Here is a 21,038-nt window from a genome sequence, read left to right on the forward strand (position 1 = left end):
TCCCCCGCGATGGAGGCGATAGGAGGCCGCGTCAGGACGAACCGACCCCCTCTGTGGCCTTCGGCGACATCTCCCCCTCGAGGGGGGAGATCAGCAGTTTCTAAGGCTCGGCGTCGAACACCGGTGTCATCGCCCTGATCGTGCAGGGCGTTGGATTGACGTGGCGGATCTTCACCCGGCCCTGCCCTTCCCAGCTATCGTCGATTGGCACCTCGACATTGCCGGTGAACAATTTCGCCATGCCGTCGGGTGCAACCACGGACGGGATGCGAACCTGCTCCCAGCGGCCGCGGATGAACGACTGGACCTGAAGCCCGGTTGTGTCGGTTTCCAGCAGCGAAAGAATCAGCTTGGCCACCTTCTTGCGCCGCCCGACGATCGATCCGTCGCGGCCGCCGACATCGAGCTCCAGCGTGTTGGCTTCGGACTGGTAGCCGAGCCCGACCTGCCATTTGGCTGCCGTAGCTCCACCGGGGAGCGAAACCGCGCCAGCGGCCACAGCAAGGCCCTTGTAGACCTTGCCATCGGCCAGGACGTCGACTGTTTCGCCGTTGAGATGATCAAGCCCTGAGACCGTGCCCACAGCGACGCCACCATAGGTCAGGCCGCAGTCGACTTCGAATGCATCGCCGATCCCGCCATACTCAAACGGCGCGGTCTTTATTTCGATATAGCGCCTGGTCACGCCGCCGATCGTGCGCTTGACGATCAGCCAGAGATCGTCGTTGCCGTCCTGGCCGGGCGTCACCACGGCGCTTTCGACAACGGCCCAGTTCGATCCTGCGAAGCTTCCGGCGATCTGGTGGATGTGCATGCCGCGAACGTCCTGCGACGGCTGGTGCGTGTAGCCGCCGAGTTCGCCATCCCCGAGCGGGAACCAGAGCAGCGGATCGGGGTCGGTCTGGAAGGCGAGTTCGACGACGCCTTTCTTGGGAATGTGCTCCGATATTTGACCGACATCGTCGGAGGTGAAGCGGCCGGTGGCATTTTGCGTCAGTTCGGCGATCGATTTGCGGGAGCGGGTGACATAGAGGAACGACTGCCCCGCATCGACGGGACGCAGCGGGGCACAACCGAAAGTCCGCGACCGGCGGTTCTTGAACGAGGACGGCGTCAGCGCCTCGTCGATGCCGGAGCCAGACAGCGCCCTCACCCCGCCAAGCGTTCCGATGATCAGCGCGCCGTCCGATTCCGCCACCCACGTAATGTCGTTGGCCTGACCGCCACCTGCCTGCACGAATTCCAGCGCGTCGGTGTCTTTCTCGCCGGTGGCGAAGTTGTCGAAATCGCCGGTTTGCGAGGCATAGACCGAGAATTTGCGACTGAACGCCAGGCGCTCCTCGTAAAGCGAACCGCTCTGGACATACTTGCCGGGCACGAACGTGCCGAGACGCCAGCGGATGATCGGGCTGAGATCGGGCAGAGCGTGCCCGTACAACTGAACCGTGACCACCATGGTGCTGGTCCGGGCAACGATCTTGGCCCAGCGCCAGAAGCCATCCGCGCCAAGCAGACGAACGGCGCGGCCGACATCGCTGGTCTGGAAGCCGATGCCGTCGTTGATGCCGACGATCGAGGAGGCCGAAAGATCGAACGGCGTTTGCGACGGCGCGTATTCGTGCAGGGCCAGTTCGGCGATAGCGGTTCCGTCGCTGCCGCCACCTGAAAACAGCAGCTGATAATATTCGTAGGCAACCGTGTTGTTGAAGCCGTCGAAGAAACGGGTTTCCGACTTGGACCAGCCGGTCTCTCCGTCCCGGCTGTCGAGCGTCGTCCAGTCGGTGCCGTTGTGCGAGGCCTGGAATTGCCACTGGGTCGGCGATGCAGTGTCTGAGTGATCATTCGTCGCGGTAATCCAGTAGGCGTCGACCGTCTTGGCCCCGCCGCCGCCGAACTGGTAGCGCAGATACCCGCTCGGAAAGCCCGCTATGTTCTCCCCCTTCTGCTTGTCGCCATCGAACACCTGCCACACGTCGGATGAGCCGTTGCTGTTGCTGACCGTGCCGCTTGGCAGCGTATTCGCGACCATGACCGGCATGGCGTTGCCGGTTGCGGCCGGCGTTAGCGTCGTGGCGGTGGTGTTGATCTTGTCGTATGGGCCGTCGAGAAAGACGAAATCGGCGAGCATCCAAGTCGTGTGCGCAGTGCGCGTCAGCACTTTGACCGGATGACCCTTGTGGGTGATCCACATCTGGTCTGCCGACTGGACGAATTGCAGGTCGAACAGATCGGCCTCGGGATAAGGGGCCGCCACCTCGACCGTACCGACGCGGGCGCCATAGGCGTAGACGCGGATGTAAAGATCGCCGAATTCGAGCGCATAGGCCTGATCAGCCGAGAAGATGAACGGGATCAGCCGTGTCGCCTTTGACGAGTCCCTCACCTCCGCGCAAAAATAGGTGCCGCCACGCTTCCTGATACCGCCATGCGGCAGCGTGACGAAATTCATGCATTTGGACAGCGCCGCCCGGTAAAGATCGAGCGACGCCCGCGCATGCAAGCGGGGAGAAATCTCGCCGCGGATGAAAGCGTCCTGGACCGGATAGAGCGTGGTCATCGGTCGACGCCCCGGCCGTCGCCGCGCTGGAAAGCCCAGGAAATTGTGGAATATCTGCCGCCGCGCTGGATGGCATTGGCTGAATAGGCGGCGTCCAGCGCCCTGTCATAGGCGCTACGGGCGACGTCGATCATGCTGGCCTTGTGGGTCAGGGGATGGGCGATCTTGATGGCGAGCGCCGCCACCAGTACTTCGCTGAACAGCGCGTCCCAGTCGTTGGGATCGGTCAGATTGGCGACATAGCGGATGACGCGCGGTCCGGCCTGATCGGAATAGATCAGCCCGGCCTCCTGTCGCCATGAGAGCGGAACGCCATCCGGCTCGCCATTCCCTGTCAGCGGCAAGGGCCGCAGGCAATCGGCGGGAAGCTCATAGGCGAAGTTCAGCGTGCCAGCGCCGCTGCCGGTGTCGAAGCCGGCGACCGAGGCCGCCAGGATGGCGAAGACAAAGGCGTGCTTGGTCAATTCGGCCTCGCGGGTCAGGTCAAAATGCAGATTGAGCAGGCGTGCCGCCTTGGCGTCCTGGTCGAGGCTTTCGATCGGCGCCTCGTCGAGCACGGCGAGCGCCATGTTGGCGATGTCGAGCGGGGTGATGGCCATGGCTCAGGCCTCCGGCTGTGTAGTTGGTCGGGGAAAACGGGGCATGGTGCCTCCACGGCAAAAAGCCGCTTCAAGGCGGCTGGGATTTCTTGTGATTTTGGCTTGGGCGGAACGTTGCACGTCTCGTGCATGGAGCCGTCACGACGCCAACCGCCCGTCAGGACACGGGTGGCAGGCGCTGCGTGATCCGCCTCTTTTCCGTTCGAAGTAAGGAAGACGGCAATGCTTCGGTTGTTGCAGTTTCACGACACCGCCGCGCAACGCGGCGATGTCTTGCATGAATTGTGTCAGCCGACGCGTGCGCCGGTCGAGATCCCTGTTTCAGCTGACTTGGCAAAGACGCTTGCTTTCACCCTTCCGGCACCTCCCGCCAAAGCCAAGCCCCTGTCCAGGGCATCCTGAAGACTTGGCGTGTAGTAGGCGGTGTCTTCCAGGCCGCTGAAGAAGTTTATGCGATGAACTTCCCCCTTCTTACTCATGACAATGCCCGCTTTTCGGAGCACTTCCTGAACTGTTTTGTACTTCATGTTCATGGTGACCTCCCTTACCAAGACAAGGCAGCATCGCCCTTTCTTGTAACTGTTTGGTGCCGTCGATTGGCCAAAGGGCAACATGAATGTTGTAGCGAACGCCAAAATTCACATCACTCTGGCGCAGCGCAGCGGGTGAACTTGGGATTCGCCACAGTGGCCGACCTGGTGTCCCGAAGGGGCGGGACGTCTGACGCCCGCCCCTTCGCCCGATCAGGCCTCGGTCGTCTTCAGCGCGATGAACGTCATGTGCTTGACGCTCGACGCCGTGCGGTCCCAGTTTGCCGCCAGTGCCAGCTCGGCATCGGTGGCGAATTCGCCGGCCGAGGACGCGTCGAGGAAGCGGGTGCCCGGCACATGCGGCACGAAATGCCGGCGGCCGACCATTTCGGTGACACCACCGCCATGGCCCTGCCGCGGCTTGCGGTCGAACTCGAGCGGCCCCCCTTCGGTGTTGACCGGCAGTTCGTTCCACAGGATTGCCTTGTCCTTGAACATGAACGCCGTGTAGACGCCGCCGGCAACCGGAATGTCGTCGTCGACGACGGCCCTGAGCCCCATGTAATAGGGGATCAGCGGCCCGCCCTGCTCGGACGACGGCACATAGTCGATGAGGTCGGCGAGTTTCAGTGCCTTCATCTGTTTCGAGTGCATCCAGATCGTCTTGAACTTGTCGGCGCGGTCGCCCATCAGATAAGCGGCCTCGATGATGTCGGTGTCGACGATGGAGGCACCGGTGATGCGCACCAGGTCGCCTGCGTCATTGGCAATGTTGTCGGCCAGCACGCCTTTCAGTATGCCCAGCAGCGTCAGCTTGTTGGCGCGCTGCCAGTAGTCGGTCTGGCGGCGCACGATAAGCTTCTGCGGATCGTCGCCGGCAAGGATCGAGGTCAGATCCGGGATGCCCCAGGCCTGCGCACGCACATTGCGGGCCGCGACTTCGCGGCGCGCGCCGATCTTCTTCATTTCGATCGAGTCGGCCGGGTCGTCATTGACCGGCTCGGACGGATCGTTGCCGAGGTCCTTCCAGCCGGGCATGTCGACGGAACGTCCGCCCAGGCTGAGCTTCGAGGCGATCGACGGGTCGGAAAACAGGATCCCGGCCTGGTAAATCTCCAGCGACTGGACGTGCTCCTCGAACGAGTATTGCGCATAGACGGACGGAACGATCGCGTCCGCGATACGGGTATAGGCGTCTGCCATTTTTGTCTTCCTTCAGGTTTGGGTTAAAGAGGATTGTTGGGCATCCACAGGTCGGGATTTTCGCCGGCCTCGCGTGCCAGCCGCCGGGCGCGGGCGGGGTCGCTTTTGACCAGGGCTGAGATGCCAGTCAGGTTGCGCTCGCCGGCGGCATTGCGCTTGAAGGGATTGCCTCCGCTCAAGGCAGCATTGCCGTCGATTGTGTCTTCGCGGAACATCGCCTCACCGATGGCGTGGAACGCCTTGGCGATCTGCGGGTCGGTCAAGGCACCGTCCGGCAGAAGGATGCCCTTCGCCTTGTAGGCATTGACCAGGCCGAGCTTCTTCATCGCCCGGTTGGCGACCTCGAGCTTCTGGCGAAAGCCATCGCTGCCGGTCGGTCCCCAATCCCGCACGAGATCGTCGTGCGTCGTCTCGACCGAACGGGCAAGGGCGATTTGCTGTGCCTTGGCCTGCTCGGCCATGTAGCCGACGAAGCGGTCGTGATAGGCCTGTGCGACTTTCGGGGTAGCACCTGCCTCGACTGCCCAGGCCTTGGACGCATTGGCGAGCTCGTCCGAATAGGCGAAGTTTTCGGGGAGCCCGTCGGGGCGCCTGTACTCGACCTTGTCGGGCGAGGTCAGCGGACGCATCGCCTCGGGCAGCCGGGCATGGAACCTGTCCCAGTCTTCCGCGGCTGCATCGGCTGCCGGAACGCGCAGGCTCTCGCCCTGCTGCCGCTCCAGCTCCGCATAGGAGTTGAAAACCCGATCGAGGCTGTCAGGCTTGGTCCAGCCCTTGGTTTCAGCAAGCTTGCGGTTGCCTTCGGAGAGACCGTCAAACCAGCTTGTGGCCGCAGGCGGGGCGGACCCGCTGTCCCGGTTGGCCGGTGGCCGTGCAAGGTTGCCCGCCGGTGGCGCCGCCACCACGGACCCGGCGTCTGCCAGTTCTGTCATGAGAAGATTCCTTTTGTTGAGAATTAAAGGCCGGTGATGAGAGCGCTGGCGGCGAAGCTTGGTATCTCCCCCCTCGAGGGGGAGATGGCCGGCAGGCCAGAGGGGGTATCCGCGCGTGGAGCGCCGACCTCATCTGTCGCCGGCCGGCCTCAGGCATTATCGCCCCAGTTCTCCCAGAGCAGCGTGATGGTGCCCGACACCGCCAGCGTGCCGTCGGCGTCGATATCCGTGCCGGTGGCAAACGCCAGGTTGAGATAGAGGTCGACCGGCGTCACGGTGCCGTCGAGCGTCAAGGCTGCGGCAACATCGGCAATCGACGCGCTCGACGGCGCGGCACCCGCGCCATCCAGCGTACGGCCGGTCGCGCCCAGCACATTGACCATGGTGCCGGCGAGCGCCGCGCTCGAAGCTGCCGTCGAGCCGAGCGACCAGGTCAGCGCGGCATTGTCGTTGATGGTCGAGGCGCGCGGCGTCAGCACGGCGAACTGCAGTCTTGCCGTGCCGCCCTTGATCCGCACCTTGCCATCGAGAAAGTCGAAGAGCTTCTGGCTGGCATAGGCCTGGGCATCGGTGACCGGCACCGGCATGGCATTGAAGGAGAAGACGGTGCGGTAGGCGCCGCCCTGCCCGGTCGTGGCGGTAAGCCCCGCCTTGGGCGGGGCAAGGCCGGTTTCTCTGGCGGCGGCACGCGAAAGCGTCCGGGCAAGACCTCGGGTCATTTGGTATCTCCATTCTTGCGGGATTAAAAACGGGGTCGGCTGGGCCGCCGCACGCAACAGCGGCAAAAGCTCATGGACATTTGGATCAGTTATGTGTATCTATACACAACATGAAGAGCGCCGATGTCATTCACAGGCTGTTGGCGGATGGCTGGTACGAAGTGGCTCGAAAAGGAAGTCACGCCCAGTTCAAGCACAAATCCAAGCCGGGCCGGGTGACAGTTCCGCATCCCAAGCGCGACATCCCGATCGGCACTCTCAAGAGTATTGAAAACGATCCGGCGTGAAGCTGAGGTAGAGAAATGCGGAACTATATCGGATTGATCCACAAGCAAGCGGACAGCGACTTCGGCGTCTCCTTTCCCGATTTTCCGGGCCTGGTGACAGCCGGCGTCAACCTGGATGATGCCCGTGCCATGGCCGGGGAAGCACTGGCCTTTCATGTCGAGGGGCTGGTCGAGGATGGCGAGGCCATTCCCGAACCGTCGTCCCTGGAGGAAGTGATGTCGGACAAGGACAATCTAAGCGGTGTCGCCATCCTGGTTCCCTTGAAAGCTGAAGCTGCGAAGGTCGTGCGTGTCAATGTCACCATTCCGGAAGATGTCCTCGATCAGATTGACCGATATGCGGAGCGCCACGGCTACAGCCGATCCGGATTTCTGGCCGCTGCGGCGAAAAAGGTAATGCAGATCGAGGCAGCGTAGCGCTCTCGAAGGTCGACTGGAGATGAAGCTCTTTGGGTCTTGTTCGGTTACTTTCTTTGCGGATCAGGCCGTCAGACAAAAACAACCATGTCTTATTTCGTGAGGCACGGTGCCTATGTTCCGCCGCAAATGCGACCGTACTTGGCAAAATCAGCCTGCGAATTAGTTCATAGACTTCAAGGGAGTATCAGACGATGACCATGTCCAGAGCCATTGCCGCCATCTTCGTAACCGCCGCGCTGGCAGGCTGCGCGCAGACCGAAGCACAGCAGAGAACCAGCACCGGTGCGCTGCTCGGCGCCGGCGCCGGCGCGCTTGCCGGCCAGGCGATCGGCGGCAACACCAAGAGCACGGTCATCGGTGCCGGAGCCGGCGCCTTGCTGGGCGCCGTCGTCGGCAACGCCACCACGCCGCAGCCGCGCAGCGAACAGCTTTGCCGCTATCAGGATCGCACCAGCGGCCGCATCTACACCGCCCCCTGCGACGACCGCTATTACAACGGCGATTATTGATCGTAGAATGCGGTTGGCGCGGTGGAGCCAGCTTCAGCGGCTAGTGCATGTCGCCCAAAAGTTTGCAGCGGTTCTGGGACAACGACATGGATGAACAAAGACCTAAAGGCGCGTCGATACGCGACGCCCTTTAAGGGACGATCTGTCAGGCCAAGCCGGGTGTACGGCAGGGCAGAATTAGGGGCATCATCACCTCAATTCGCAATTCCAATCAGAAGAACGTTCAACCCACGAAATTTTCGTCCACGAACATCTCCGCAAATTTCTGCGGTGTGAGAGTTACATCATTGTCGCGGGCGATTTTGAGGTTCCTTGCCCACATATCCCGGATTGCTGCCGGCATTCCCTCAGGCATGTGCATAGACTGGGCTATTGCGTCATGCCATTGTCCATCGCCGCCATAGATAGATTGCAGTTGGGGGCCCATCTTTTTCAAGCCATCCTCCGACTCCTGAAAAAGTTCTCCGATGGCCCAGAGCACATAAAGCTCCAGTAGCCTAAGCAGCGGCTGTCCATCATAACGTGGGTCAGTCGACATATTACCTCTCATGCATCATAGGTGGCGTCATAAATGAGTCTCCGGCTGGTCGAATGAATGAATCCCGGCCGACTCATTGCCGAGGCGCTCAAACACGTCTAGCGCCCGCTCTGAAACAACAAGCGTGTGGTTCGAAGCCATGCCGAAGTCATCATGTCCTGGCTGCCCATGGATCTTCATCCAGACGAAGGTTGGAAGTTCTGTTTCTGGCTGCAGCCGATGGAACAACTCCGAAGCAGTAACCTCGACGTCGGCAAACGTCGCCCCAGAAACTCGCATCTTCAGCAGCTCCAGCTCGGCTTCTTTGGTGACAAGATAACAGGGAAAACTCCTTATCAGGACATCACCTATCCAAACGTCAATCTCGTAGTGAAGTTTGTGCACAATCGGCGGGTGAACGCGGTTATCGAGAACCGTATTTTTTTGCCAAAATCACCAGCAACAAATGGCTCTACATAGTAATAATCCATTTTTCACCTATATTTTCCGACAGGCGGCACGAAATGATGGCCATATTTCTTATCCATCATTGTAGAATGATCCAGAACCTGCTGCTCTGTTGGGTACGGGTACTTTTCATAGAATTTGTCATTTTCGCCCCTAATGATAACAAGATGCAGAATATCATTTAAATCCTTAGGGATCCCGCGGAGATTTTCTATCGAATTGATCTTTTTCTTCGATAGGAAATTTAGAATCCTCTTAAGTAATTGCTGCTCAGCCGGATGATGAATTACTACATTCTCGATGTTCACGTCGGGGTTCGCCTGAGCATACGCTTTCCTAAAGCCCCCTACCCCTCCAGCCTCGCCGCCTTCTCCAGTGCCGCCAGTTGCGCCTCGTCCAGCATCAAAAACCCCATAATGTGCTGCACCACTTCGGCCCGCGCATTGCTCAGCGCGCTGTGCAGCTCGAAGCCGTTCGGCGTTTTGGTCTTGGCCAGCCATTCGCCATAAGATGGCCGGCGGTAATAGCCGGTTGCGGCCGCCAGGTCGGCCAGCACCATTTCGCCGTCCTGGCCTGAGAACACTCTGAGATAGGCCTTGGCCAGCGCATCCTGCGCCTTGGCCGGGCCGCCGGCCTGGCTGGAATGGGCGAAGCGTTTTTGGCTCATGCGCCCTGCCTGCCCGAAGCATCTTGCACACCCTGCGGCATCAGCCCGCCGAGCCCGTCGAGCAGGCCGCTGTCGCGCGCCTGCACTGCCGCCGGCACGGCATCCCTGGCGACCTTGCCGGCGGCAGCCATCGCCGCCATGCCGGCCTGTTCAGCTTGAGCCTTGGCGCGGGCATCGCGGATGCCGGCCACCTCGTCCTGGCGGCGAAAAATGCGCTGCGGGCTGCGGCCGGCGCCCTGCACGATCTTCAGCGCCGCGTCGCCGTCGATATTGTCCATCACGCCGGGATCGAACTGCGCCATCTGCATGGCTGTGGTGACAACCTGGATGGTGTCGCGGGCTTCGGCCGAGCGGCGCAGCACGTCGAGCGGACCGGTGAAGGTCGGCCGCAGCGCCTTGCCGGCGAGGCTCGCGGGTGGCAGGAAGCGGCTGTCTTCCTCGTAAAGTCCCTTGTCTTCCAGAATACCCAGCTCGCGGTCGAGATTGCTGGCAAAGCCGGCCTGGATAATCGAGCCGGACGGCCCGAGCAGCGCGCCCTTCTCCTCTTGCCGGATCAAGGCCTCGGTCGCCGTCATCTGCGGGTTCTGCACCAGCGTCTGGAACAGGTTGACGAACATCATGTCGCGGATCTCCTCGGCCCGGCTGTCGGCATAATTGAAGGCATAGGTCGGGTTCTGGCCGGTGGCGATCGGCGCGATCAGCGGCCGGCCGGCATCGTCGATGAGGCCGGGATAGTTCTCGCCGGGATTGAGCACCGGCACATAGTCGAGCCTTGCCTTGGAGGCGGTCGCCGGATCGGTGATCTGCTGCAGCGCGCGCAGGCCGGAGCGCCGCACCGCGTTCTCCTCGCGCACCGTCGTCAGTGCTTCTATGGTCGGCGAGATGCCGTACGGATCGCCCTCGTAGCGGCGCCAGTTGAAGCACGACACCGGGAACGAGCGAAACCCGCTTTCCCTGACGATCACCTCCTCGTCCTCGATGACGTGATAGGACGCGAACGCCGTATCGAGATACTGGTAGGAGCCTCTCAGACTGTACATCTTGCGCTCGTCGCGCGGCTGGACGCACTGGATCAGCGAGATCTTGGTCTCGCATTTGGCGGGGTCGTCGACCAGAATCTTGATCCGCGCCGGCAGTCTGTCGTAGCCGAGCAGTTGCGCCGCCTGCCGCGCCGTGCGCTCGTAGCGGCGGTGGAAAATATCGACCTGGCCCCAGCGGTTGCGCGAGAGATAGCCCTCGACCACCGGGATCGAAGCATAGCGGATCAGCGTGCCGCCAAAACCTTCCTCGGCATAGAGATAGGCCGGGCCATAGCGCACGACATTGCGCAGGCAGGCCTGCGTTGCCGGCACGAAGTTCGAATTGGCGGAGTAGCGCAGCGAGAACAGGAAGTCGCGCAGCGCTTCCGCCCATTCCTTTTCCTCGTCGGTCTCCTCGTCGTTGATGGCCGCGGTCGACAACCCATGCCATTTCTCCGACTGCGGGATGATCAGGCTCTCCAGCCCGGCGGCCAGCCGGTTGGCGGCCGAGTTTATGGTATTGGCATAGACCCGCGCACCGCGCCGCTCCTGCCGCTCGGCCTGCGAATTGACGCCGGCCTTTCGGCTGCCGCTCCACATGTCGGGCGCGTCGGGATCGCAGAATTCGGACACCGCCTCCCAGACATGCTCGTACTGGCTGCGTTCGCTCTCCAGTTCTGCCTGTCGCGACAGAATATCGCGAGCACGGGAATCGCTCATGGTCAGCCTCGCTTGATGAACTCAATGGGAAAAAGAAAGAAATGGCGGGACGCCGAAGCTGCCGATCTCCCCACTTGAGGGGGAGATGTCCGGTAGGACAGAGGGGGTCGTCTCGCGTGGATCGGCGACCCCCTCTGTCGCCTTCGGCGACATCTCCCCCTCAAGGGGGGAGATTGGAAGCGCCTTATTCCGCCGGCGTCGTCTCCAGCGCGGCTTTGCGCCCAAAGCGCTGCACCACGAAACGGCCCATCTTCTGGCCGGGTACTTCGATCAGCGTGTAGGTGATCCAGGACAGCAGGCACACCACCGGCAAGACGAGGACAACAACGATCGCGAAGCGCAGCGGCGCCGACAGCTCGTGCCCGTACTGGGTGATGACCAGAGCCGCCACCGGCTGGAGAACCAGCAGATGGATCAAATAGATGCTGAAGGAAAGCTCACCCATCAAATGAAAGAACCTGTTGGCGAGCGTCATGGCGATGTTTCTGGCCACGATACCCGCCATTCCCGGCAGCATGCGGTAGAGAACCAGGGCAAAGAACCCCAGGACGAGCACTTCGCGCATCAACAGCTTACCCAGCCCATAGCCGCCGCCGAACGGCAGCGCCGCCAGCAGCATGGCCAGTGCCAGATGCACGAACGGCCGCTTCTGCCTTTCATGAACGACGCCCGCCAGCAGCATCCCGCACAGGAAAATCTGCATCTTCAACGGCAGGAACGACGGCATCGGAAAATGCACCGACAACTGCCCCATCAAGAACACGATCGCGCTGCCGATCGCGGCGGTCAGCATGGCCGCCCATAGCCAGTCAAGCCTGCGCACCAGCAGCATGATGGCCGGAAACAGTGCGTAGAACTGCATCTCCAGCCCCAGGCTCCAGTCGGGCAGCGGCGTGCGATAGGCGAAATTCGGCACCAGGCCGAACAGGAACAGCAGATGGGCGCCGATATTCTTCAGGCCGCTGTCGAGATAACGTTCGGGCGCCTGCGGCGACCGCAGCAGGAACTCGTCGATGACCATCCTGGACTGATAGAGATAGGGGCCGAGCGCCAGGGCAGCGAACAGCATGACGTAGAACAGCGGCGCTATCCTGAAATAGCGGCGGGTCCAGAATTTCAGCCAGGTTTCCGGCCTTTGCCAGGGCTCCTTCTCCTGGCGCAGCTGGTAGTGGAACACCATCAGGAAGCCGGACAGCATGATGAACAGATCGACGCCGAGGTCCGGTTCGCCAAGAATAGGAATCTGCCAGCCGGTCAACAACAAGCAGTGCCCGATGAGCACCCAGATCGCGGCAAGCGCCCGAAGCCCGTCCAGGCACTCGATGCGCGATGACCGGGCTTCTGTCATGCCGAACTCCTCGATTGCCATGTTGCAATGCAGCATGGCGGCTGAGGGAGGAATGTCAACCGTGCGGAAGGAACACGATTTGCGCTGTGCTGTTACGGAAAACGCGGAACACCGGAGGGCAATTGTAGAGGCATGCACTTGAACACCCCCCTCTGTCCTGCCGGACATCTCCCCCTCAAGTGGGGAGATTGGCAGCTTGGAGGACAACGCCTTTTCTGCATCCCTCGAAAATTGGCGAAGACCGTGATGACAGCCAATCTCCCCACTTGAGGGGGAGATGTCCGGCAGGACAGAGGGGGGCGCGAAGGATCGCGGCTTACGCGATCCCGGCAGGCAAGCTCCCGTCTATCTCTTCACCAACCGCGCGTGCCGGCGCCAGTACCACCACGCCAGCACCCGGTTGCGGAACACTCTTCTCATGGCGCCCATGTCAAACCCCCAGCAGCACGCGGCGCTGGCCGGTGAGCTCACTGGGCGACAAATCGGTCTTCACCGTTCCTGCGGTGCCGTCATTGGCCGCAAGCTGAGCCCGCAAGGCGGCTTCGCGCGCCTGCACGTCCTTGTCGGCAATGGTCGGTGTCGGCGGCAACGGCTTCAGCGCCGGCGGCTTTTGAAAAAGGCACATGGTTTTCTCCAAAGTGAGAGGCTCTTGTCCAGTCGTAGAGCAGAAAATCCTCGCCGTTCCGGCCATAGCCGGGCAGGCGGCAGCGTTGCGTCGCGCCCAGCCGGGCAAGCCAGCGCAGCGCCAGTTGATTGGCGGCCAAGGCGCGGGCCTCGACCCGCCAGGCGCCGCGCGCCGCAACCTGCGGCCCGAGCACGGCGTGAAAAAACTCGGTAATGCCAGGCACGCAGCGCCTCATGCGACGCGTGCCCCAGCTCCAGGCGATCCAAAGTCCGCTCCGCTGTTCGGCAGCGCCGAAGCCGGCCTCCGGATTGCCGTTTAGCTCGGCGACATAGGCAAAACCCTGCAGCGCCGTCAACGCCAGCAGCGCCGGCGACCAGTCGTCGAACTGGCAGTCGATCTCGGCCCGGTCCTCGGGCCGGAGGTTGGCGGCGATATAGGAGAGATCGCGCAAAGTGGCGGGAATGATGCGGATTGTCATGCTCGGCGAACCTTACCGTCCACTGCGGCGCTAGAAGGCGGCGGTCGACCTTGCATGCGGTCCAGCATTTCAATCAGCGCGGCCTCGACCGAGCCAGCGAACTGGGTGCCAAGCCTCTATTTGTAAGCCACTGCTGCGCTTGCAGGTCCCGCCAACGGAATAATCTCGCAGCGACTAAACCCTGCCTCTTTGCACCACTCGGTGAACTGGGCGCCGGTGAAGTCAAACGCCTCGCCAAATTCGATCAGCATGTTCAGCGACATCATGAGACCGAAGCCGTTTTGCCTGCGTTCATCGTCGATGATGTTCTCGATGGCGACCAGCGCGCCGCCGGTCGGCAATGCACGATAGGCCTTGGCGATCAGCATTTTCTTGTTCTCGAGATTCCAGTCGTGAAGGATCATTCCCATCGTGATGATGTCCGCCTTGGGGAATTCGTCCGCGAAGAAGTCGATCGCCTCGGCGATGACCCGGCCGCCGAGATTGCGCTCCCTCAAGCGCCGTTCGGCGATCGGCTGCACATCGGCGAGATCGCACGTCCGGCATTGCATGTGCGGATGCCGCGCCGCGACGATGGCCGAAAGCTGCCCGGTTGCGCCGCCTATATCGGCCAGCGTCTTATATTTAGAAAAGTCGAATTTCTCGGCAAACGCCGTGAAATTGCCCATGGAGATGCCGCTCATCGCGTCCATGAACTGCTCCAGGCGCGCCGGGTCCGCATAGAGCTCGCCGAACATCGACTTGCCTGTCTCCTTGATCTCGTTTTGAGGCTTTCCGGTTTGCAATGCCGGTGTGAGATCGCCCCAGAACCGATACAGTCGTGCGTTCGCCATCTCAAGGATTCCACCGATGTATTGGGGGCTCCGCTTGACCAGGAACAGCGCGGTCGATGGCGTATTGCCGTATTTGCCGGTTTCACCGGCGCCGTCCCTCTGCAGCAATCCGAGCGCGACGAGGGTGTCGAGAAAATCATACGTTGCGCGCGGATGCAGCCCCATCGCGCCTTGCAGTTCGAGGCCCGTTTTGGGGCCGTCCGCAAGCAGCGAGAAGAGTCCCAGTTCCACGGCGCTCAACAATGTCTTGGCTGGCCAGAACCCAAAGCCAATTTGCAGTATGTGGTCTGGAGAAATTCCGTTTTGCATCTGATCCTCCCCTATCGGCGAATGCCCCCGTGAGGCCACGCCGATGCGTCCCTTGAGCGGGATCATTCGATGCTACACCACGTCCACGGACGTTCACTACAGTTTTCCAATCGGAGCCGGAGCGCATTGCCTCCCTCCCCGATTTTCCTCACCGAAACGCCCCCAGCGGATCGGCCTGCCCGGCCTTCCGCCGCGCGGCCTTGAACACCGCCGGGTCGACCTGCGCTTCCCTCAGCATCATCACGCCGTAGCGGGTCGCCGCCATCAAATCGTCGCGCAGCTTCACCACCTGGCCATCCCGGCGGTGATAGAGCCGGAACTCCTCGAACCACGGCAGAAGCGTCGAGAACACCTTGAAGCGGCCGCTCTGCATGCGGTCGAGCATCTCCATCAGCCCGGCCTCGACCGATACCGAACCGTCGGCGAACTGCGCATGGCTGGCGAGCATGTTCAGCCCATGTGCCGAATATTGCCTCGCAAGCGCGGTGCCGGCACCTTCCAGCGTCTCGCGGCGGCCGTCGCGCGGCCAGGCCCAGGGCAGCCATTCGCCCCATGGTTTCAACGTCAGCGCCTGCATGGCCGGCGTCTGCTGCGAAGCTCGGCAGGCCTTTGTGACATAGACGACATCGGCCTCGGTATCCCAGGCAAGTTCGACCGCGGCCGACGGATGGTCCCAGCCGAAATCGAGTGCCCCGAGCCTCGGCCAATAGCGCGGCAGCGGGAACGGCTCGCAGGCGATCAGCTCCTCGGCCACCGGAAAGATGCGGCCGGAGCCGAGCACCGGAATGCCCTTGGCCCGCGCTTCCCGCTCATGCGCCGGATAGGCGGCAACGATCTCGGCGCGCTGCTCCGGCGTATAGTGCTCGGCATCGTCGATGGTCATGAAGGTGACGTGACGGGTCATTGAGTGGCCTCGCGGCATTGAATCGTGGTGGCAGGCGCTGGACGTATGGTGTTGTTTGACAAAGAACTTTCCGATGGCGGGACAGCGCCCCTCTCTGTCCTGCCGGACATCTCCCCCACAAGGGGGGAGATCGGATGCCACTCCAGCTTTCGCCAACCTCCAACGTCGACTGCAAAGCGCGGCCGGTGAAATTGCCAATCTCCCCCCTCGTGGGGGAGATGTCCGGCAGGACAGAGGGGGGCGCGAAGGAACGCAATGGATGAGAGGAGCGAATGCTTCTTTCCTGAACTTGCCTCACCCCCTCCCCATCCCTCCCACCTCCTCAGCCGACAAGAACAGCAGCACCACATCGCTCATGCCGAGCAGCGGCGTGAAGGTGACGATGGTGATGCCGCCGGTGGCGTTGGTACGGGTCAGCCCTTCGGAATAGATGTCGAGCGGCGGCTCCTCGTCGAACCAGACGCCGTGCAGCGTTTCACCCTGCCATTTCTCGCGACCCTTCTCGTAGCTCTTGAACGACAGCACCGATTCGCCGGCCTGGACGTCGCCACCGCCGCCCCAGCGCACCACGACGCTGTCGAGCGCGCCCGGCGCCCGTCCCGCCATCGTGCTGACGATGGCGTCGGCCGGGATCATGCCGGTGCCGGCCGCCTGCTGCTGCGGCGGGCCGATCAGGATGCGCTGCGGGTTATCGCGCGTGCTTTCGCCGGTGACGCCGGCCGCCCACATCCGAACCGGACAATCGAAAACCTTGCCTTGCCACCAATCTGGATAGCGGCCGGTGAGGTGCATCGCCCATTCGGCGCCGCCGGCCCTGGTCTTGCCGAGCTGGTTGCCGGCCATGAACAGGCGCTCGCGATTGGTAGCTCCGGCTGCATGGAACTCAGCCTGCCTGGGATAGGGCCGATAGGCGGCAAGCTGGTTAGTGCGGCGCCTGCGGTCCAGCTCCGCCAGCAGGCTGAGATATTCCGTCCTTGCCGCCCGGCTGTGCGAGGCCTTTTGCGAAGCCCGGCTTCTCGAGGAACGGCCTAAGGACGGCTTCGAGGCCGCGGATGCGCTGCCTGATTTCGTCATCGCTCAATGCATCCAGATTGTTGATGTTGACACTAATATCCTTGGGCAGCACCGACAGCACGAGCTTCAGGTACTGGTCGGGCTTTTCGGCGCGCACCTCGGCGATGACGCCGGCGCCATGGGCGCGAAAATCGGCGCGGATCGCTTCGAGGAAACCGTCGGCCAGCGTCTTCTTCGCCCGCCTGGTTCGGCCGGGCTTGCCGGGTGCTTGATCGTGCGGCTGCGGATCGCCGGCGGAAGGAGCCTTGGCCATGCCCTACTCCGCCGTCCCGGCGGACATCGGCTTCTTGTTGCCTGGCCGCACGATGCGCTTGCGCGGCCTGGCCTTCTTGCCGGCGCGTGCCGACTTCGGCTTGTGCGGCTGGCTTGCCGGTTTCGCATCAGTCGTCGTGCCGGGCTTCATCGTACCGGCGTCAGGCAAGGCATTCAGCCTTGCCCTGAGAATTGCCACCGCGTTGCCGTCGAGTGCTCCCGACGGGAAGCCGAAGCCGCCGACCGCATCGACGGTACCGCCACGCACCATGCCGATCCGCACGCCGGCGGCGACCTGCTCGAAGCGGCCATGGCGTGCATAGGGTGCGGCGCCGGCGAACTCGCCAATAGCGCTGACGACCTCGCGGCCGTCATCGTCGGTGATGATGGTGGCGTAACGGTTGGACATGGGGTGTTCTCTGAAATGGGCGCACGGGCGCGTTGGGAAATCTATGGACGATAGGTGGTTGCGGACCGGGATAGTCGGTCGCGTTCATTCGCGCCGACATACCTCGGCAGCACACGCAACATTCGGTCGAACAGGAGCCCGAAATGAAAAACCCGCCTCGGCGGGCGGGTCGTTGGAGCCAATTGGCACCATACCCAGATTAGTAGCATAGCTGCCGGCACAAAGCAAGAACAAAATGTGGCACCGGCGGAAAAATGCACTGACGACCTCGCCCCCTCGTCGGTGAACGGCTGGAAGGAGGGGCGAAAAGGGCGGGCATTGCGTGAGACTTGCGTTGATGGGATGGTGGTTGCGCTTGAGGGGAACGCGTCATGGGCAATGTCACCAGTCACTACGGCAGCGACGGCATCGTCGATCGCATATTGGCCGCGATCCCGGACGCCGACCCGGCCGGAAAACTGGCGGCCGCGCAACTCTATCCATTCGATCAGCTCCATGGCCGCGAACTGATCGCCACGCGGGAGCATGTGGCCCGTCTTGCTCCTTCGCCGACAGATCGGATCCTGGATATCGGCAGCGGCATTGGCGGGCCGGCAAGGTTTCTGGCCTCGACCTATGGCTGCCAGGTCGACGGCATCGACCTGACACCAGCCTTTGTCGCCGCGTCGAGCCGACTGACCGCACTCAGCGGACTGGCAGACAAGGTTCGCTTCCATCAGGCCGACGCAACGAAACTGCCTTTTGGCGACAGCACCTTCGATGCGGCGATCTGCTTCTATGTCGGCATGAACATCGAGAACAAGGCCGCGGTCATCGACGAGGCCTGGCGCGTGCTGAAACCGCGAGGCAGGCTGATCTGGACCGAAGCCGTGCTCGCCGGCGGCGAGCCCTACTATCCCATGCCCTGGGCGGTTTCTGCGGCGACCAGCCACCTCGCCGATCGGGAAAAATTGAAAACCCTGTTTGTCGATGCCGGATTTCGCATCGACGAAATCGTCGACGAAACCGGCGAACATGTTGAGCTGGCGCTGAAGAGAGCCAATTCCGGCATCGTGCCCTCGCCGGCGCAGCAGCAGGCAAATGAAGTCGTCATGGGCGCGGAATTCCTGCAGCGCCGCCGCAACTACATCCGAAGCCTGAGTGACGGAAAACTCGCCTCGCTCGCCGTGATCGTCTCCAAACCGGCCTGAAACAAAAAACCCGCCTCGGCGGGCGGGTCGTTGGAGCCAATTAGCACCATACCCAAATTAGTAGCATAGCTGCGGCACAAAGCAAGAACAAAATGTGGCGCGGCGACAAAAAAATGCGATTTCCTTTCAGCGCCTCGCCTTGTCCGCCTCCCGATTGACCTTCCAAGAAGACCGCTAGGCTGCATTCCTTCGCGCCCCTCTCTGTCCTGCCGGACATCTCCCCCACTTGGGGGGAGATCGGCTTTCGCGCCGGCTTTCGCCAATCTCCAACGTTGCAGGAAGAGCGCAGCGCCGAAACCGCCAATCTCCCCACTTGAGGGGGAGATGGCCGGCAGGCCAGAGGGGGGTACTGTCCCGGGCGCTGTCCCGCCGACTTCACAGCCGGCAACACAAGCAACGTTCGATCGAAAAGAAGCCTGAAACAAAAAACCGCCTCGGCGGGCGGGTCGCTGGAGCCAATTGGCACCATACCCAAATTAGTAGCATAGCTGCCGGCACAAAGCAAGAACAAAATGTGGCGCGGCGACAAAAAATCCGAATTCTCTTCGGCGCCTCGCGTTGCCCGCCAGCCACTTTGTGGGCGCGAACGCAGCGTCGGCAATTGGCGGTTCCTCCATTTGCCGGGCATCTCACCGGCCGACGAGCAGCCGCAGCCGCGGATCAGAACAGGCATTCGCGCGTTTGAACCCCAGCCAATGGGAGCAAAAGCCATGAACGTCGCCAATCTGCAACTCGAAGGCCTGCTGATGGCCATCGCATCGATCAATCAGGTCCTGGTCCGCAAGGGCGTGCTCTCCGTCGAGGAGATAGACATCGCCTTGCGCAAGGCCGAAGCCAGCGAGACCAACGAGGAAAGGTCCGAAGGCATGTCGGCGTCGAGCCGCGACGCCGTCAACTTCCCGATCCGACTGCTGGAGTTGGCCAATCAATGTCAGCCGGAGACGGACATGCCGTCCTTCTCGAAACTGGCACGCATGGTCGGTCAGATCAAGGAACCTTACAACGACCAGATGTGACGCGGCGATCATAACTGACGCCGCGACAACGGCTTGCCGCGGCGGGGTGGCAAGACTGCTGGCGGCGCCTGCTAGCGGCCCTGCAGGATCTTGATCAACTTGCTGCTGTCGGCCCCCGGCGAGGAAAGCCTGCGGTAGTCCGCGTAAGTCAGCCTGCCATTAGCAACGGCATTAAAGAGCCGGTTACAAAAGGCGCTATCATATTTTGCGACACTGACATTCATGATTGCTGCGTAAGTCTTTCTTTCGTTGAGCGGCGTGGACCTCTCGCGTGCAATGCATTCGTTGATCGCCACGCGCTTGGTGACAGGGCTGCCTTCAAGCGTGGTATGCATCGTGTTGAATTCGCCTTCGGTCAAGGTAGTGCAGCCGGCAAGCAGAGACGTGCCGATCATGGCGGCAGCAAAACGCGTGGCGATGTTCATGAATTCCCCCTCAAGACCCGCGTCTTGCTTAGCCCGCCGAATGTTGGAAGTACAGAGGGAATGCAGGCGCATCTACAAAAAGCATAAACCTCGAACGCTCGTACTTTAGCTGTCGATTTTATTGCGCGGGACCTGCGGATGGCCGGAATGACGGTACCCGGCCGCTCTCGATCGTCACGACGATGCTGGTGCGGATCGTGCTGCCGATCTGGCCCTGGTCGCGGTCATAGACCCGGCCGGGATCGTCGCAGCCACCCTTCTGAGCGCCTTTACGAGAACGCCGCCTCCGAGATTGGGGATCACCCCCTGCCAAGCCTCAGCGCCAGGACCCTGCCCGGCCCGTGCACGGCGGCGAACAGCAGCCCGGCCAGGAAGGTGAAGTGATCGACGAAGAAGCCGAACTCGGCCTGGTTGCCGGCCCAGTGCGACGGCCCGTGGAAGGCGAAGCCGAGGAACAGCACATAGGCGGCGGCGACGAGTGCTGCCCATGAGAAGAAGGCGCCGGTCAGGAAGCATAGAACGAGGACGACCTCGAGCAGGGCTGCGCACCAGGCCAGGAACAGCGGGAACGGAAATCCAGCCGCCGCGATATAGCCGGCGGTGGCGCCGATATCGATGAATTTGAAGATCACGGCCATCAGGAACACGGCTGCGAAGATCAGCCGGCCGATGAGGATTGCCGCGGTCTGCCACGGCGACTGAACGGATGATTGAGCGGTTTCCAAGGTCATAATGTCCTCCCAAGAGTTACGATGGTTGTGCCCCAAGGACGCACCACCAGCCGCAAGCCCGACATCATCCCCCGAAAAACCTGCAGGATACAACTGCGCGGCACCAAAGTGGCGCCTTCCCTTCTCCCCTTGTGGGAGAAGGTGTCGCCGAAGGCGACGGATGAGGGGTGCTCCAGCTTGGCGCCGGCGGCATTCCGTCCAACACCCCTCATCCGTCTCGGCGCTGCGCGCCGATCCACCTTCTCCCACAGGGGTGTTTGGACTGGGGACATCGCGAACAGATGTGCGAGGACATCG

At 62.0% G+C, this 21,038-nt stretch carries 22 protein-coding genes and 3 pseudogenes; 6 read left to right on the forward strand and 19 right to left on the reverse strand.

What is annotated here, in order from left to right; genetic code table 11:
* Window positions 1–100: 100 nt before the first annotated feature.
* From NKK47_RS30525 to NKK47_RS30550, 6 genes are all read right to left on the reverse strand, one after another.
* A complete protein-coding gene (locus NKK47_RS30525) occupies window positions 101–2,557 on the reverse strand; it encodes a phage tail protein (RefSeq protein WP_352579396.1) in 2,457 nt (818 codons plus the stop codon).
* Window positions 2,554–3,156, reverse strand: a complete 603-nt coding sequence (locus tag NKK47_RS30530; protein WP_352579397.1) for a phage connector family protein — start codon at window positions 3,154–3,156, stop codon at window positions 2,554–2,556. The genes NKK47_RS30525 and NKK47_RS30530 overlap by 4 nt, the downstream gene beginning before the upstream one ends.
* A 287-nt stretch (window positions 3,157–3,443) precedes the next feature.
* Window positions 3,444–3,689 (reverse strand): hypothetical protein, encoded by a 246-nt coding sequence (locus NKK47_RS30535; RefSeq protein WP_352579398.1) that lies wholly within the window; start codon window positions 3,687–3,689, stop codon window positions 3,444–3,446.
* Between the two features lie 210 nt (window positions 3,690–3,899).
* Window positions 3,900–4,889, reverse strand: a complete 990-nt coding sequence (locus NKK47_RS30540; protein WP_352458159.1) for a Coat protein — start codon at window positions 4,887–4,889, stop codon at window positions 3,900–3,902.
* Between the two features lie 23 nt (window positions 4,890–4,912).
* Window positions 4,913–5,821, reverse strand: coding sequence for a hypothetical protein (locus NKK47_RS30545; RefSeq protein ID WP_352579399.1), 909 nt, complete (start codon window positions 5,819–5,821; stop codon window positions 4,913–4,915).
* 149 nt (window positions 5,822–5,970) lie between these two features.
* Window positions 5,971–6,540: a hypothetical protein gene (locus NKK47_RS30550; protein WP_352579400.1), complete on the reverse strand. Its 570-nt coding sequence runs from the start codon at window positions 6,538–6,540 to the stop codon at window positions 5,971–5,973.
* Window positions 6,541–6,650: 110 nt separating this feature from the next.
* On the opposite strand from NKK47_RS30550, the pseudogene NKK47_RS30555 reads away from it, so the two are divergent.
* The 3 genes and pseudogenes from NKK47_RS30555 to NKK47_RS30565 all read left to right on the forward strand — a co-directional run bounded on the left by NKK47_RS30555 (window position 6,651) and on the right by NKK47_RS30565 (window position 7,756).
* A pseudogene (locus NKK47_RS30555) lies at window positions 6,651–6,838 on the forward strand (type II toxin-antitoxin system HicA family toxin).
* A 4-nt stretch (window positions 6,839–6,842) separates the two neighbouring features.
* Window positions 6,843–7,244, forward strand: a complete 402-nt coding sequence (locus tag NKK47_RS30560) for a type II toxin-antitoxin system HicB family antitoxin (RefSeq protein ID WP_352541138.1) — start codon at window positions 6,843–6,845, stop codon at window positions 7,242–7,244.
* Between the two features lie 194 nt (window positions 7,245–7,438).
* Entirely contained in the window at window positions 7,439–7,756 is a 318-nt protein-coding gene (locus tag NKK47_RS30565) for a YMGG-like glycine zipper-containing protein (protein ID WP_352579402.1), read from the forward strand.
* 223 nt (window positions 7,757–7,979) lie between these two features.
* On the opposite strand, the gene NKK47_RS30570 is transcribed toward NKK47_RS30565, so the two are convergent.
* The gene (locus tag NKK47_RS30570) at window positions 7,980–8,294 is read right to left on the reverse strand and encodes a hypothetical protein (RefSeq protein ID WP_352579403.1); all 315 of its coding nucleotides are present in this window, start codon (window positions 8,292–8,294) and stop codon (window positions 7,980–7,982) included.
* Between the two features lie 153 nt (window positions 8,295–8,447).
* Between NKK47_RS30570 and NKK47_RS30575 the strand changes: the two genes are divergently transcribed.
* Window positions 8,448–8,753, forward strand: a complete 306-nt coding sequence (locus NKK47_RS30575) for a hypothetical protein (protein WP_352579404.1) — start codon at window positions 8,448–8,450, stop codon at window positions 8,751–8,753.
* Window positions 8,754–8,767: 14 nt separating this feature from the next.
* Here NKK47_RS30575 and NKK47_RS30580 read toward each other — a convergent pair whose 3' ends face one another.
* The 10 genes and pseudogenes from NKK47_RS30580 to NKK47_RS30625 form a co-directional block, all read right to left on the reverse strand.
* Window positions 8,768–9,049: a hypothetical protein gene (locus tag NKK47_RS30580; protein ID WP_352579405.1), complete on the reverse strand. Its 282-nt coding sequence runs from the start codon at window positions 9,047–9,049 to the stop codon at window positions 8,768–8,770.
* Window positions 9,050–9,087: 38 nt separating this feature from the next.
* The gene (locus NKK47_RS30585) at window positions 9,088–9,408 is read right to left on the reverse strand and encodes a Bbp19 family protein (RefSeq protein ID WP_352579406.1); all 321 of its coding nucleotides are present in this window, start codon (window positions 9,406–9,408) and stop codon (window positions 9,088–9,090) included.
* On the reverse strand, window positions 9,405–11,147 hold the full coding sequence (locus NKK47_RS30590) for a portal protein (protein ID WP_352579407.1): 1,743 nt from the start codon (window positions 11,145–11,147) through the stop codon (window positions 9,405–9,407). The genes NKK47_RS30585 and NKK47_RS30590 overlap by 4 nt, the downstream gene beginning before the upstream one ends.
* Window positions 11,148–11,331: 184 nt before the next feature.
* On the reverse strand, window positions 11,332–12,495 hold the full coding sequence (locus NKK47_RS30595; protein WP_352579408.1) for an acyltransferase family protein: 1,164 nt from the start codon (window positions 12,493–12,495) through the stop codon (window positions 11,332–11,334).
* Window positions 12,496–13,004: 509 nt separating this feature from the next.
* Complete coding sequence (locus tag NKK47_RS30600) at window positions 13,005–13,598, reverse strand: hypothetical protein (RefSeq protein WP_352579409.1); 594 nt, start codon at window positions 13,596–13,598, stop codon at window positions 13,005–13,007.
* A gap of 116 nt (window positions 13,599–13,714) precedes the next feature.
* Window positions 13,715–14,806, reverse strand: a complete 1,092-nt coding sequence (locus NKK47_RS30605) for a methyltransferase (protein WP_352579410.1) — start codon at window positions 14,804–14,806, stop codon at window positions 13,715–13,717.
* An 82-nt stretch (window positions 14,807–14,888) separates the two neighbouring features.
* Window positions 14,889–15,638: pseudogene (locus NKK47_RS30610) on the reverse strand (phage terminase large subunit family protein); the annotation flags it as partial.
* A 336-nt stretch (window positions 15,639–15,974) separates the two neighbouring features.
* A pseudogene (locus tag NKK47_RS30615) lies at window positions 15,975–16,601 on the reverse strand (terminase large subunit domain-containing protein); the annotation flags it as partial.
* Entirely contained in the window at window positions 16,567–16,971 is a 405-nt protein-coding gene (locus NKK47_RS30620; protein WP_352579411.1) for a hypothetical protein, read from the reverse strand. The gene NKK47_RS30620 and the pseudogene NKK47_RS30615, both read right to left, overlap by 35 nt.
* Window positions 16,972–16,974: 3 nt before the next feature.
* Window positions 16,975–17,379: a hypothetical protein gene (locus NKK47_RS30625; protein WP_352579412.1), complete on the reverse strand. Its 405-nt coding sequence runs from the start codon at window positions 17,377–17,379 to the stop codon at window positions 16,975–16,977.
* Window positions 17,380–17,750: 371 nt separating this feature from the next.
* On the opposite strand from NKK47_RS30625, the gene NKK47_RS30630 reads away from it, so the two are divergent.
* Together NKK47_RS30630 and NKK47_RS30635 are read left to right on the forward strand one after the other, a co-directional pair.
* The gene (locus tag NKK47_RS30630; protein WP_352579413.1) at window positions 17,751–18,569 is read left to right on the forward strand and encodes a class I SAM-dependent methyltransferase; all 819 of its coding nucleotides are present in this window, start codon (window positions 17,751–17,753) and stop codon (window positions 18,567–18,569) included.
* 710 nt (window positions 18,570–19,279) lie between these two features.
* Complete coding sequence (locus NKK47_RS30635; RefSeq protein WP_023675713.1) at window positions 19,280–19,585, forward strand: hypothetical protein; 306 nt, start codon at window positions 19,280–19,282, stop codon at window positions 19,583–19,585.
* Window positions 19,586–19,656: 71 nt separating this feature from the next.
* On the opposite strand, the gene NKK47_RS30640 is transcribed toward NKK47_RS30635, so the two are convergent.
* Window positions 19,657–20,010, reverse strand: coding sequence for a hypothetical protein (locus tag NKK47_RS30640; protein ID WP_352465355.1), 354 nt, complete (start codon window positions 20,008–20,010; stop codon window positions 19,657–19,659).
* Between the two features lie 299 nt (window positions 20,011–20,309).
* Window positions 20,310–20,741 carry a DoxX family protein gene (locus tag NKK47_RS30645; protein WP_352579414.1) on the reverse strand — a complete coding sequence of 144 codons (432 nt, stop codon included), beginning with the start codon at window positions 20,739–20,741 and terminating at the stop codon, window positions 20,310–20,312.
* Window positions 20,742–21,038 lie beyond the last annotated feature (297 nt).

It is taken from the genome of Mesorhizobium sp. M0019 (assembly GCF_040323975.1).
Lineage (GTDB): Bacteria > Pseudomonadota > Alphaproteobacteria > Rhizobiales > Rhizobiaceae > Mesorhizobium.